This window comes from Catelliglobosispora koreensis DSM 44566 (assembly GCF_000379685.1).
In the GTDB taxonomy this organism is placed as follows: Bacteria; Actinomycetota; Actinomycetes; order Mycobacteriales; family Micromonosporaceae; genus Catelliglobosispora; species Catelliglobosispora koreensis.
Genome location: NZ_KB903254.1, coordinates 103,003 through 115,997, shown reverse-complemented (window position 1 = coordinate 115,997; position 12,995 = coordinate 103,003). Strand labels below are relative to the sequence as shown.

Sequence of the window (12,995 nt, the reverse complement as noted above, 5' to 3'; positions counted from 1 at the left end):
CCCCCATCATTTCAGGTCGGGCATGAAGGGGGACACCGCTGTGTCCCCCTTCTTTCTTATGAACAGGATGCCGTGGCCGGCAGGCCGCCGCCGTTGCGGTTCGCCTGGAAACCCCACGACGTGACCGCGTTGGGCCCGAGCGTCCCGTTGTGCGACAGGTTCCGTGCCGTGACGTTCTGCCCACTGACCGTCAGCTGAGCGTTCCAGCTGTTGACGATGGTGTGACCGGCAGGCAGCGTGAACGTCACCGTCCAGCCCGTAATCGTGCTGGAGCTGGTGTTCTGGACATTGACCGCGGCCACATAGCCTTGCTGCCACTCGCTTTGCGCCGTGATCGTGGCACTGCAACCGCCTCCACCACCGCCGGGTGCCGTCGTGACATTCACCGTGGCTGGCGCTGATCTGTTGCCCGCGGCGTCGAGGGCCGCGACCTGGAACTGGTAGGCGGTGGACGGGCTCAAACCCGTTGCGGTGTAAGACGTTGCGCCAACGGTCGCTATTTGAGTGCCGTTACGGCTCACGGCGTACCCGCTGACTCCAATGTTGTCGCTGGAGGCGGACCAGGACAGGGCGGCGCTGCTGGAGGTGACCGAGCCCGCCGTTAGGTTTTGCGGCGTCGTCGGCGGTTGCGTGTCGCCGCCGCCACTGGTGCTGACCGAGAACGTGTTGACGGCCAAGCCCGTTTGCCCGACCCACGGCTCAAAGCCCGCCTGAATACTTGTCATGTACCAGTTACGCTGCGCGTGACCACGGTTGACCGCGTCGCCATAGAAACTCTCCACCGTGAAATCGGCACTGGTCGTCGCAGACGTGCGCAGGTAGGAGATGACGTTCCAGCCGATGTTGCCGAACCAGACTTCCCACGTCGCACCGTTGATGTTCGCGGTGCCGGTGCGGGAGCCAATCGGCTGGATCGATCCCTGCCGGTTGAGCCAAATCATCAGCTCCGCGCCCGTGTTCTGCCCGTTGGTCCGTGGCGTCGGGTCAAACCAGATGTCGTACGAGGCGTTGTACACGCCACTTGACGAGTACGTGAAGCTGGCACTCGTGCGGTAGCTGCTGAAGCTTGGTGCGCTGGCCTGCAGTGGCAGCCCACTGTTGGCGCTGCAGTTGCCGTAGTGGCATCCAAAGAAGACCGACGGGTACGAGCCAGGGGCGCCATTAGTCGGCTTGTTATGACTGGCGGTGGTGATGCTGAACCCGGTGTCGGTCGTGTTGATGCACTGCGTCGTATCGTCGCCCCAGTTGTTGTTCTGGACGATATAGCGACCGCCTTGAATGCTTGTGCTGCCGTACTTCTCGCAGATCGTTGCCGCGTGAGCTGGCGTCGCGGGGATAGCTATCAGCCCCGCGAGCACGGCAAGTGCCGTGAGCGTCCGTTTCATTGAGTCACCCATTTCGGTTCCGGCCGGTTTGGTTTGATCGCCCTTTCACCCGGCTCCCGTGGGTGTGCCGTTGAGCTTAGCGTGGCCGTGGGAGCGATTCCAGTGGTCCAGTAACCTAGGACGTTGTAGTGGGTGTGTCCGGGTACGGGCCCCCGGATCCGGTGGTGTACTCTTTTGAAGCCGCCGCGGTGCTGACGTGTCGCGGCGACGGGATGTGGCGCAGCTTGGTAGCGCACTTGACTGGGGGTCAAGGGGCCGTGGGTTCAAATCCCGCCATCCCGACAGGCGAAAACTCCTGATCAGGCCGCATAATTCATGCGGCCTGATCTATTTTCTGATCACGGTTCGACACATGTTTCGACACGTACGCTCGTACTGTTAGCGCTCTGAGCCGGATTCAAGATCGCAATCTGCGTGCGGCCTTACGGCGACCGCCGTGAGTTTTTGCAGTTCGCGGCCAGCGTTAGTGATCGTTGGCCGTGGCTAGGCTTTCGCCGTCCTATATGGATAGTCACGACACATCCACGACACATGATCTCGGTTTAGGGCTCCCAGCGGAACGGCATGGGAGGCCGTGATGGGCATGGCAGCAGGTGTGTTCTTCGACAAGCCGTCTGGATCGTTTGGGTTCCGGATGGATCTTCCGCGGTTATCGGATGGAAGCCGCCGTCAGGCGAAGCGAGTGGGGTTCGCGACAGACGCTGAGGCCGGAGCGGAGCGTAACCGGCTGCGCCAGTTGGCTAGGGCTGGTACCCATCGGGCCCGGCTGGCAGGGACGACGAAGACGCTATGCGAGGGATGGCTCGAATCGCGGATCCAGGAGCTGAGTAGCAACACCGTGTACAACTACCGGTGGCTACTTGAACTCACCTACCCGTACATCGGCGGTAAGCGGGCCTCCGCGCTGACGGGCCGTAAGGCCGAGAGTGTGTACAAGAAGCTTGAGGAGCTCGGCTACTCACGCACCACGTTGCGGACGCTGGATCTGGTGCTGACCAAGGCGTTCGGTGACGAAACCGGCCGAGATCTCGGTGCCCGCAAGCCGAGGCCGTCAGATGACGAGCGTCTGGTGTGGACGCTTACGGAGGTGCAGCGGTTCCTTGCCGTGACATTGGGGGATAGGCGGCACGTGCTGTGGCGGCTGATGGCCGTCACCGGCCTGCGCCGTGGTGAGGTCTGCGGGCTGAAATGGGCAGACCTTGACCTGGACTCCGGGATGCTGGCCGTGTGCCGTCAGCGGGTCGTCGAGGAGAACCCGCGCCGGATCGTGGAGAAGCCACCCAAGTCCCGCAACGGCCACCGCACCATCGCTATCGACGACGGAATGGTCGAGCTGCTGGGCAAGGCATCACTGGATTCTCAGTCGGTGTACGTGTTTACCGGCCGTACCGGGATGCCACTGCGACCCGACAACCTCACGAACCAGTTCAATAAGATCGCAAAACGGGCCGGAGTACGGCCACTCGGGCCGCATCAGCTGCGGCACAGGCTTGCTTCAAGCCTCCTCGACCTTGGCTACGGAATCCATGAAGTCGCCGAGCGCCTCGGTCACGACCCAGCGACGCTGATGAAGTACTACGCCCGAGTCAGCGCAGGCCGAAGGATCCGAGCAGGACAAGACGCAGCGAGATTGATGATCGCTTGGAAATAGGTGAAGTCTCGCGGCACGGGGCGCCGCTGTAGCCGGGCGTCACAGGTCAGTTCAACAAGGGCTGTAGTCCGGGTTGGAGCGATGCCGCTTGGCCCCGCCAGGTACGGCACGTCTAAATTGGACTCTTTCTTGCTCTCATCGAACCTGGCTCACGGACACACCAAGTTTGACAGTGCGCCTTTTGAAGGGCGCGGGACCACCTTCGAGGTGATAGAGAGTTAGCGCATTAAGGTCATGCCGTTCGAGGGAACCGGTTGCTTCCACGACGCCATTGTTTGCGTCCGACGTCAACGTAATGATCATCTCGGCGTCAGCCGAAACGACGAGACCCGGGCTGCGGGTGGCGAAGATGTATTGTCGGGCACCTCGTAGATCCCGGAGCTTGGCTACAAGGTATTCCTCGATCCAGGGCGCGTGGAGAGCGTCTTCGGGCTGGTCGATGATAAGAGGGTCGTTTCCGTCGGCGAGGGCGATGATCAGAATCGCAGTGCATTTTTGGCCGTGTGCAAGCCGCTCGATATGCACGTATTCATCGTTGCTGTGCTTGCGGAACTCCACCGAGAGTCCATCGGAAAGGTCGAGGGTCTGCATCTGGAGCAACTCTTCGATGGCGCCTTTCTCGTTGACGCGGTCGAAAAGAGTCTCGATATGTTTGCGTTCGGCGTTGGTGGCGGCGCACACCCCATCGATGTCTTCATTGAGAAATGAACGGACCAGTTTGACGGGAGTGGACCGTTCGCAGATTTGCTGGAGCACAGGGGCCCGGAGCCGGGCGCCTTTGGCGATGGCGGCGAGTTCAGCTTGATACTCCGTGTCGTCGTTTTCGGGGAGCATCTTGATCCTGACAATGCCGCCCATCAGTTTGTTGAGGGATTTGATCCGGTCTTCGCGAAGTCGGCGACGTGTCTTGCGGACCTCAATCAACTCCGCGATCAAATCCTCGCGATATGCCTTGGCTTTAGCTAGGTTCGGCAACAGCTGCTCTTGGAGCCTAGTCTTCTGAGCGTCGAGTTTGGCCTTCTCCGTCTGTAGCTCTACCAAGCGGGTCCGAAGCGCTGGAAGACCCTTTTGATCGCCGTCGAATTGGCTGACAGCTCTGGCGAGCTGGCTGTCAAATTGACGATACCGCTCGAACCACTCCTGCCGTATCGAACTGAGTTCCTTGTTGAATGTCAGCAGTGCGTCGGATAGCTGGGTATTGGCGGCGTCGATCGCTTCGCGCAGTTGAGCGTATGCCAGCTGCACCCGACTGTAGAGGCTTTGGTTCTGGGCAACGGCAGCGGCTGCGGAGAACTTTTCATCGTCGTTACGGGCGGGGACTGCAAGTTCCGGGATTCCAACTAGTGGCTCGAAAAGTGTCTTCTCTTTACTCCAATTCGCTTGCATCTTAACGATCTCGGCGTCGAAGAGACCTGACAGCTCCTCAAGTCGCTTCTCGACTTCTGGCTGGGCCTGCAAGTTCCTCTGCGTTTGCGCGATCTGCGTGTGGAGTGAGGCGATAAGATGCCCATTTTCGTTAAGCCGTGTAACTGTTTCTAGGTGGCGGATGTCGAAGTCGGTCAAGTCCAGCGCGGCGTCGATTAGCGCCATACGGCCTACCGGCGTTCGTGCGTATTCGATCACCTCGCTTTGCGAGAATCCTGTGATTGCGATCCGGCCAGAGAGCCCAGTCATATGCTCGGTGTCGCCGAGGAACTCTGGCTTTGTTGACCCGTCTTCGAAGTACGCGCGGCGGACCAGGCACCGTGCGTGGCCGCGGGTTATCACGACCTCTACTGTGGAGCCAGAGGTGAGGGCGTACTTAAGCCGGGAATCGACCTCCTTGCGTACCTGGGGGAAGTCGTTGCAGTCGGTCTGCTGATCGAGCGCGAACCGAATGAGTTCAATGAGGAGCGATTTTCCCGCTCCTGTCCCCCCGAGCAGACAGTTGAGGTCGCTTGAGAATTCGAACTGCTGGCCGTCGAGGAAGCCGCCACTCACCCTTACGGATTCGATCACCGTATGTGCCGGATCTTCCGGATGCACCAGACTAATTCGTAGAGCTGGGTCAGCTAGTGCGTGCCGGAGGCCGCACAAATCTGGCCTCGATGCTTTGACCCAAGTCCGGCGATTTCCGATGCCGTGAAGAACGTGGACGCTTGCGCCCGGCGCGGTGGTGTCGGAGCTGCGGACGACCGCGAGATCACGTTTACCGCCAAGCCTTGTGTTGATTCCCGCGGCCTCAGCGATCTCTACAATCTCGACTGCAGCGATTGCTGAATCAAGCAACGTCTGCTTGACATGGTCGGCCACTGGGATCCGCAGCAGGCCCTTTTCCCGGTCTGCGTGCGCCGCGATTGCCAGACCACCCCTGTCGGCGACGATCTTTGCTGTCGCGGCAAATCCAGTACTGAGTGCCTTATGAAGGTCACCGTGATCGGCACGGAGAATCTTGAGTTCTACAAGAACATCCTCAACGAAGTGGGCGGGTGTCCCCTCTTCCCAGATCGCCAGCAAATGTCCTTCAGCCGTGCTCAGCTCCACACCTGGTAACACGATCAGCGGCGTATCCTTCGCAGCCTCAGCTACGGCATCACACCAACCGGCTGTGTTGTGATCAGTCACGGCGATGGCGTGCAATCCCGCCGCTATCGCCGCGTCGACGATCTCGCGGGCATTGTCAGCACCGTAAGTGCGGGTGTCGACGTCTCGCGAGGCTGGCGTGTGCACGTGGAGGTCCACGGCCCAGAACTGCGCGGGCCCGTGCTTTGCGCCCACCGATGTTGCCGCGCTGCTGCTCACGATATGTACCAACGCTTTCGTCAAGCCCTTCGCTCCACCGTCTCGGCCGAGCGTCCGGGACGACACTGTAGCGATGAGTAGCGAAGGGAAAGGCACGACACTCAGATGCGGCGAGAACGCTGACTAACTAGATGATCCAGATTGGACAAATGAGGCTGTGAATCCACCGTTTCGGCGACGAGTCGCTGCATGCGGGCTAACTCGACTGGGTGCTGGATCCCAGGCAGGCTGTCCCATCGCTCGCGCGTACCGGCTTGGGAGGAGCAGTGATCGTTCGAAACGTCAGACGTTGGGTATACCTTGCCGTCTATGCCTGTTAGCAAAGTTCGTCGTCGTGCTCAACAACCACGGCGGGATTATCCAGATGTGAAGGCGTGGCAACCGAAGCTACATCCGTCCGAGAGCCTTCATGAAGCTTTTTTCATGCGATGCCAGCAGGTCGAGCGCGAGATCCTGGGTCGTATTGACTTCGAGAGAAGGTTCAACGCGAACAATTTCGACTCAGGATGGGCGGTGGAGGAAATTATTCGGCATTCCCTCAGCGAGCTGCTTCCATCCAGATACTCGGTGCGTGCTGGATCACTCAGCGACGTTAAAGGGTATTCAGCTGGTGACTGCGATGTCGTGATCTTCAACCAAGATTGGTTTCCGGCGATCAAAGCGGCTCCAACGAAGGAGTCAAGAAGGACCTATCTCCCCGTAGAGGGGGCCTACGGCGTTCTCGAAGTAAAGCAAACGCTGACACGGAAGTCCTTGGACGAGGCGATGGAGAAGCTGGTCGTCTGTAGCCGGTTGTTTAGGCCGAGCGTCGCTTTCGACCGCGTTGTAGAAAATGACACGAGGAATGCGTGCACTCATTTCATCTCTAATCCGCTGTTCACGGCAGTAGTTGCGGCCGACCTGAATGGCGATCACGACCGCGAAAAACTTATTGAGCGTTTCATCCGAATAAATCAATTGTTACCGCGAAAAGATGTAGTTCATGCTCTCTGCATTCTAGGAAAGGGCATGCTCTCGTGGGGGGCAAATCGCGAGGTCTTTTGCGCAGATCCCCTGCGGCCAAAAGATTTCGGCCCAGCGACGTTCATGAGCGATGACCGGTACGCGGAGCTGATCCCGGTCTACCGTGCGACCGACCCAAGCGCATCGCCGTTCTATGAGCTAGTAACAGGCCTAATGAATCATCTGTTTGCGTCTGTTCTCGGACCTGAAAACGTAACAGTCCATTACGGACAGGTTTCAGGAGTTTCGATACCTGCAACTGCTGGCTGCACTCTTGTGCCTGATGCTGCCCTCCTGAACGACCTAAATGATGACTGCGTTGGCAAACATGTCTGCACTGAGAGTGAGTACCACCGGAAAGGTGCGAGCACGCTTCGTCATCCAGTTCCCGGAGCTGCTTAGTCGAACGTGGAGTACTTCGACTTGAGCCGAGCGAGGCCCTCGGCGGGTGCGACGCCGCGCTGGCCCCAGGCTGGTTGCCGCGGGCCGTGACCAGTGGGTCGAGCTGACGAGATGGATGGATGCGTTGCCACGTAACAACATCGCGGCTACTTGACCGCTCGTGGTAACAAATGCGGTAACGGGAGAAGATGGCGCCGAAGTCGGCCGAGGACGTGATGAAGGTGCTGTCACGGATATTCAACAACGCGATCGACGACGGCCGGATCTCACGGAACCCGTGCCTGCGACTCAAATGGCATGCGGCGCCTAAGAATCGGCCGTGGGCGACGCCGGATCAGGTGCTGCAGCTCGCGTCGCACATCCGGCATTGGGGCTATCAGGTCACGGTGACTGCTGCGGCGTACACGGGGATGCGTTTCGGCGAGCTAGCGGCGCTGCAGCGGTGCAATGTGGACGAGGAATGCCGCTGGGTTTACGTCGATCCTGAGATCGGTGCGCTCAAAGACCTTGGCGGGCACGCTGTCCTAGGCCCGCCAAAGACCGCCGCTGGAACCGGACCGTCGGCCTTCCCCCGTTTCTCACCGCACTCTTGCGGTTGATGCTGCAAGCCCACGACCATGACTTCGTGTTCATAGGATCCCGCAGGGGAGTGGTGCGCCACAACGCGCTCGACAAAGTATGGCGCCGGGCCATGGCGGAAACGGTTGCACAGCTGGGTAATCAGGCGATCCGTGGCCTGCACTTTCACGACCTCCGCGGCTCACACAAGACCTGGCTGCTAGAGGACGACATGCCGCTGGTCGCCCAGTATGCAAGGCTGGGGCACAGGCTCAAAGGCGTAGAAGGAATCTACGGGCATAGCACACCACAGATGGAGCACGACATCTCCAAAGCCTTGCAGAACCGTTGGGAAGACTCAGGTGGGTCGGTCTTCGCGGCAGCCCTGGTGCGAACGATCGCATCTCACAAGCTGGCGGGCGGGCCGAACCTGGCCGTTACCCCGGGTCGCCTGCGTCCAGGCTGAACATGGTGTTCTGGTTGGGCCGGGAGTTGTTGCACCGAACGCCGTTGTAGACGCCGTAGCCCGTTCGCATGGCGAACCTCAGGGATGCTGACCGTAAGAGGCTTTGGGCCTTGTCGGGGAATCAGTGTGCATTTCTTGGCTGCACCCAGGTGCTAGTTGGCAGTCACGGCGTTGCGGGCGTAAACGAGATTGTGCTGGGAGAAGAGGCGCACATTGTTTCGGAGGCAGACAGTGGGCCTAGGTGCGATCCTGGGATGCCGCCTCTGCTCCGAAACGCCTACGAAAATATGATTCTGCTCTGCCCGACCCACCATGCCCTGATCGACAAGGCAGCAGGCGTCCATTTTTCAGTCGACGCCCTGCGCAAGATGAAACATGATCACGAGAAGATGATCGCGGTGCGCGAGAGCCATCTTTCAAACGACCGGAAAATCGCGCAAAACGTGATCACATACCTCGCCGACCGGCGCGTCCTATTTAGAGCCATCTACGCGGAGAGCCAACCTCACTGCGTGGAGTCTGCAAATCGGATCCGCGAATTCTTGACCAAGCAGCTGTGCGAACCTGATGTCGGCAAGGAACTCAGGAATGCCTTGGTTGCAATACGGGCAGCTTGCCGCACGTTCGTTGATGCTGCCGACGCTGACGGCACCTTTAACCGGAAAGAATGGGAACACACGGACCCATTCTCGCTTGCCTTAGGTGCTTTGAGGGCGAGCGTCGGAGTGCACCTAGCCCGGCTCGCCGAACGTTTCGATCTGGAGGTTGAGCCCCAGCTCGCAGAGATCGTGCCGCCCGAACTTTCGGCCGAGGATGGCCAGGTGCTGCTGCGTAATGTTGTGTAGCTGGTGGCGATCTCGGCGCCAGCGACCTGGACCGCTGGGTTCCTTTGGGCGAAGGCTGACGGACGCTGTGCCGCTAGCTGTTTTGCAAAATCGTTGTACTGCATGTCGTGTCTATTTCGAAGTTTCCGGGAGCTGGCCGCCCAGGGTGCAGGTCCCGCAGATCTTCGACGGGTGTTCCTTGCGGAAGGTCATCCGCTGCTGAGCTTCTCGCACGATCCAGTCGTAGGAGTGGATTTGTACATTGTTGCGGAATTCATGACGCTGGAGCAGTTCGCGATCGGTCTCTGTGCGATCGTTTCCGCGTCCAATGAGGACTAATCCAGAGCAAGCTTCGCCATCGATGTCATATAGGCCTAATCCCGTGCGTCCTCCACGCCGTGCATAGCTGCGGTTGTCATTGAGCCAAGCCCGCCACTCCAATATCTGGTTGAGGCCTTTGGCCAGTTCTTTTCTGGGCCTGCGGTCCTTGGTGAATAGCCGCGCTCTTGGGCTCTCTAGTTCGACGAGCGTCCATCTAACTCCACGGCTGTCGAGTCTCGCGATCAGAAAATCGGCGCGGAACTCCGCTCCAAGGCGAGTCTCCGGGATCACCCATCGGCAGCCCGCCCCTAGTTCTCCGGCCAGCATCCAGGGGTGATCAGTGAAATACCGTTGCAGAGGCTTCTCGTCGTCGGCAGACTCCAGGGCGAGGTTGTACGCAGCTACATCGTCAGGTGTCGCATCGTGCGCGCCGGTTCTGCCGGTGCAGCAGCGGAGGAAACCGGCTTGATCAAGGGTGATCCGGGCATGGGCCAGATACGTTTCGAGCTGATTCACCGTAGAAGAATCTCAACCACCAACTCATAGCGCCAGAGCCGATTTGATTCCTCACCTCATGCTGCTTAGCCACCACCGGACTTCATACACCTGCGTAACCTTGGAGCCCGCCAGTCGTTATGTGTCGAAGTTCCCGGTGATCCATGTTGGACACAGAGAACTTTGTTTAACGACGATGGCAAAGCTGGCCCGCGAAAGCCGATCGTTCATGATTCAGACTGTTGCAGGAGTATGTCCTCATTGAACAACTGTTAGGCGGGGACGCCGATCCTCTTGATAGCGAGACGGATGATCCCAAAGCGCGCGAGGCAGGGCTGATCCCGGTAGTTGCTCGACGCTGAATCCGCAAAAACACCGCCAGATGGTCCGCTTTCGGCCCTGAGATCCGTCGGTGTTCCAGGCGTGTACATCGGACAGTCCGTCAACATATCCAGCTGCATACGCCTCACGTACGCGCTGATCGGCGGTCCCGAGGCGCACCGAAATTGATTGCAGTGCATCAATTGTCTCTGTGTCGATGCCGTCAGCAACCTGATCTGGGGCCACCTGTAGATGATGGGTCATGTCAATATAAACGCGGTACAGAGCCATCCGCGACTGTCGTTTTGATGATTGCGGCTCGGGCCGGAGTATGCCGTCACGAACCTGCTATGAGACTGCCCAGTTGCCCCAGTAGACATTCCAATCCGGCAATGACGGCAGCGCTGACTCATCGCTCCCGGTAAGGAACGATGGCAGGGCTTCGACGGCCGCACGCTGGTATGTCATCGCGTGTATCTCGTAGACGGGTTCGCACTCGGCATGGATCACGCCACCGACATAATTTGTCTTGATCGGATGACCGGAAAGGTCCCGTACACGCCGTCGAATCTCCTTGCGCAAGGCGGAAACTTGATCGCCTGGAACGTGGTAGATCTGCGCAAGGCCGTGCTCAACCAGCAGTTGGGCCACAAGCTGAGCGACCAGCGGTAAACGCGCGTCCACTTCAGGCGCAGGGAAGAGTTTGTCAATGATCGCCATACAACGACTGCAGGAAGGAGCAAAGGCGGGGTCGCAATACTTCGTTACCGGCCCAGCTTCACCGCCGACCATGACAGACCAGGTTCGTCCACAGAGCGTCACCTCCGACCACCGCGGCTCCGACAATGCCGCCGTGTCATACCGCGACGCGGTTGGCACGCGTTCAGTGAATTCAGGCTCAAGGTGGAAGTCGTGGACAGCCGGTCGGCCCCGGGTGTCGTTCTCAACTGGACGCACGAGATGTATGGCAGTACCACCGCTAGTAGTGGTCAGCAGCAAGGCCTGTCCAGCTACGGGAATGGTGTTGACTCCGTGAAGCGTCTCTTTCGCCATGGCCTAATTATTCGCGAAGACCGAGGCGCATTGGAAACCCTCACGCACCAAAATCGACAGTTGGGTGTACAGCCGGTACCTGGTGACATCACTGCACCGCTGAGGCTGTGGCTGCCTTGGTGCCGCCAAGTACCGGCCGTGAGACCGTCTGGCCTGTCTGGGAAAATCGGAGAGTGCCTTTGATACTCGACACGTCCCGCGCGCTTCGCTCGCATGATGAGCTCGTCAGCCTGATTCGCGCGGTCGTCGCTGCTGGTCCGCAGGATGAGAGCCGTGCACTGGAGTGGAAGCTGGGGTACGGCGATCTACTTTCCCATGAGGCGTCGTTCGCCTTGGCTCGTGCCGTGCTCGGCCTGGCCAACCGGCCCGTGGCCGTTGCACGTACCCAATTTGAGGGTGTGGGCTACGTGGTCGTGGGCGCTGAGCCCGGCGAGATCCGCGGACAGGTCGTTCCCGACAGTGCCGAGCTGCTGAACGCTATGCGCCGTTACACCGGACCCGCGCATCCTGTATGGGACCCGCGAACCGTCTCCATTGACGGCGTACTGGTACTCGTTATCACCGTCGAGGCGCCATCGCCTGGTGATCGCTTCGCGCTGCTACGGAAGTCCTACCAAGGCCCGAAAGGCACGCTCGTTCCCGAAGGCACCATATTTGTCCGGCACCCAGGTGCGTCCGAACGCGCCACTCGCGAGGACATCGAGATGCTGCAAGATCGGCTTCTCGGCGGTGCTGATGCTGCTGCGGAAACCACCCGGCGCGAGGAACAACGGCAACGGCAGCGAGCACTCATCGCCGACATGGTGCACGCCGGCAACAGCTGGGTAGACACATTGCAGATCCTCACCATCGCCAGCGCCAGCAAGCGTTGGGGCACTGGCGACATAGGGAAGTGGGTAGACACCGATAGCGGGCGCGCGATGGCCAACAACATGCAGCTCATCACAGCGAACATACGAAAGCTGCGCCTGGAAACAACACACCCGGATCTGATGGCTGCACTCGATGCAGTGCAAGCCGTTGTGCGCAATCCAGAAATCTTCGACCCGGTGTGGAACGGTACGGCCAACGATGCTGACGCCCGGGGGACGGTCTACCAGCACCTCAACCATGTCAAACGAACCTTCCTTGCGCTTGAGCAGACCGGGATCAGAGTGCTCGCCGACTAGCCGCCGCTGTAGCGGCTCGGTCGGACATGCACCGACTCGCTGAAGAACGGGCTGATACACAAAACATCTTGCGCACTTGACCGCTCGTGGTTACAAACGTGGTAACGGGGAGGGTGAACTAACCGGTATGGGCCATCGCCGGATAGCATTGACTGGCAACAGTATTCGCACCTAGCGGCATATGCTGACACTGCGAAAACCCTTGTGACACAATCGTTACGAGGCCCCTGGGGGTCAAGGGGCCGTGGGTTCAAATCCCGCCATCCCGACACACCGCCATCCCGACTGGCGAAATCTCCTGCTCAGGCCGCATAATTCTTGCGGCCTGATCTATTCCTGATCACGGTTCGACACATGTTTCGACACGTACGCTCGTACTGTTAGCGCTCCGAGCCGGAATCAAGATCGCTATCTTGGGGCGGGCTTACGGCGACTGCCGTAAGTTTCCGCAGTCCGCAGTCGGTGTTAGTGATCGTGAGCGTGGTGAGCTTATCTTTGTCCTATGTGGACAGCCGCGACGCATCCACGACACATGATCACGGTTCAGGGCTCCCAGCGGAACGGCGC

General features: G+C 59.5%; 10 protein-coding genes and 1 tRNA gene. 7 read left to right on the top strand and 4 right to left on the bottom strand.

The annotated features are described in order from the left end of the window. Positions 1-56 precede the first annotated feature (56 nt). Positions 57-1,385, bottom strand: a complete 1,329-nt coding sequence (locus A3E1_RS48410; protein ID WP_040390910.1) for a GH12 family glycosyl hydrolase domain-containing protein — start codon at positions 1,383-1,385, stop codon at positions 57-59. Between the two features lie 208 nt (positions 1,386-1,593). On the opposite strand from A3E1_RS48410, the gene A3E1_RS0115405 reads away from it, so the two are divergent. Then, positions 1,594-1,667: transfer RNA gene (locus tag A3E1_RS0115405), tRNA-Pro, on the top strand. Between the two features lie 295 nt (positions 1,668-1,962). Continuing rightward, positions 1,963-3,036 (top strand): tyrosine-type recombinase/integrase, encoded by a 1,074-nt coding sequence (locus A3E1_RS0115395; RefSeq protein ID WP_020521679.1) that lies wholly within the window; start codon positions 1,963-1,965, stop codon positions 3,034-3,036. A 135-nt stretch (positions 3,037-3,171) separates the two neighbouring features. Here A3E1_RS0115395 and A3E1_RS0115390 read toward each other — a convergent pair whose 3' ends face one another. Continuing rightward, entirely contained in the window at positions 3,172-5,841 is a 2,670-nt protein-coding gene (locus tag A3E1_RS0115390; protein ID WP_245571200.1) for a PHP domain-containing protein, read from the bottom strand. A 285-nt stretch (positions 5,842-6,126) separates the two neighbouring features. Here A3E1_RS0115390 and A3E1_RS0115385 point away from each other — a divergent pair, with 285 nt between their 5' ends. The 4 genes from A3E1_RS0115385 (at position 6,127) to A3E1_RS44745 (ending at position 9,090) form a co-directional block, all read left to right on the top strand. Continuing rightward, positions 6,127-7,221: a DUF6602 domain-containing protein gene (locus A3E1_RS0115385; protein ID WP_157631535.1), complete on the top strand. Its 1,095-nt coding sequence runs from the start codon at positions 6,127-6,129 to the stop codon at positions 7,219-7,221. A 188-nt stretch (positions 7,222-7,409) separates the two neighbouring features. Further along, positions 7,410-7,820, top strand: coding sequence for a site-specific integrase (locus A3E1_RS0115380; RefSeq protein WP_026208470.1), 411 nt, complete (start codon positions 7,410-7,412; stop codon positions 7,818-7,820). Continuing rightward, positions 7,820-8,245 carry a tyrosine-type recombinase/integrase gene (locus tag A3E1_RS44750; RefSeq protein WP_051105035.1) on the top strand — a complete coding sequence of 142 codons (426 nt, stop codon included), beginning with the start codon at positions 7,820-7,822 and terminating at the stop codon, positions 8,243-8,245. Before A3E1_RS0115380 ends, A3E1_RS44750 begins: the two co-directional genes overlap by 1 nt. 68 nt (positions 8,246-8,313) lie before the next feature. Continuing rightward, a complete protein-coding gene (locus A3E1_RS44745; protein WP_020521676.1) occupies positions 8,314-9,090 on the top strand; it encodes a DUF6650 family protein in 777 nt (258 codons plus the stop codon). Between the two features lie 111 nt (positions 9,091-9,201). Here the strand turns inward: A3E1_RS44745 and A3E1_RS0115365 are convergent, their stop codons facing one another. Together A3E1_RS0115365 and A3E1_RS44740 are read right to left on the bottom strand one after the other, a co-directional pair. Then, on the bottom strand, positions 9,202-9,906 hold the full coding sequence (locus A3E1_RS0115365) for a Shedu anti-phage system protein SduA domain-containing protein (protein WP_020521675.1): 705 nt from the start codon (positions 9,904-9,906) through the stop codon (positions 9,202-9,204). A 648-nt stretch (positions 9,907-10,554) separates the two neighbouring features. Beyond that, positions 10,555-10,926 (bottom strand): hypothetical protein, encoded by a 372-nt coding sequence (locus tag A3E1_RS44740; RefSeq protein WP_020521673.1) that lies wholly within the window; start codon positions 10,924-10,926, stop codon positions 10,555-10,557. Between the two features lie 506 nt (positions 10,927-11,432). Between A3E1_RS44740 and A3E1_RS44735 the strand changes: the two genes are divergently transcribed. Then, a complete protein-coding gene (locus A3E1_RS44735; protein ID WP_020521672.1) occupies positions 11,433-12,428 on the top strand; it encodes an AlbA family DNA-binding domain-containing protein in 996 nt (331 codons plus the stop codon). Positions 12,429-12,995: the final 567 nt, after the last annotated feature.